This window comes from Virgibacillus salexigens, from assembly GCF_014905415.1.
GTDB classification, from domain to species: domain Bacteria; phylum Bacillota; class Bacilli; order Bacillales; family Amphibacillaceae; genus Virgibacillus; species Virgibacillus salexigens.
In genome coordinates this window covers 1-377 of record NZ_BNEO01000050.1, presented here as the reverse complement: position 1 = coordinate 377, position 377 = coordinate 1, and the positions used below count along the sequence as shown (strand labels likewise).

Genomic DNA, 377 nt, shown 5'->3' with positions numbered 1-377 from the left:
AAAAGTTTGAAAGTGAAGTCGGTGAATTTTGGCAAGCCAACACAGGGCAAATTTATCCTTCACTTAGAGTATTATTAAACGATCAAGCCGTTACTTTTGATGTACACATTGTAGGTGAAAAGTTAGAGAAAAAAACCTATCAAATTACTCCAAAAGGAATCGAACTATTTAACGAGTGGTTAAAACACCCTGTTGACCGCTATCCAATTCAAAAAGATGAATTCATGCTCCGCCTTTATTTTCTTAATAACAAAAATGAAGAAAATCTCCAAAAACTAATTGAAGAAGAAAGTATTGTCCACCAGAAAAAACTGGAATATCTGATTAAACGTCAAAAAGACCTCTTTGGTGAAGATGAAAAAAATAAAAAAAGTGGC

The 377-nt window shown here is 32.9% G+C and carries 1 protein-coding gene; it reads left to right on the top strand.

Translation table 11 applies throughout. The annotated features are described in order from the left end of the window. A partial coding sequence (locus JKP73_RS22175) for a PadR family transcriptional regulator (RefSeq protein WP_200411986.1) occupies positions 1-377 on the top strand: 377 nt, incomplete at both ends.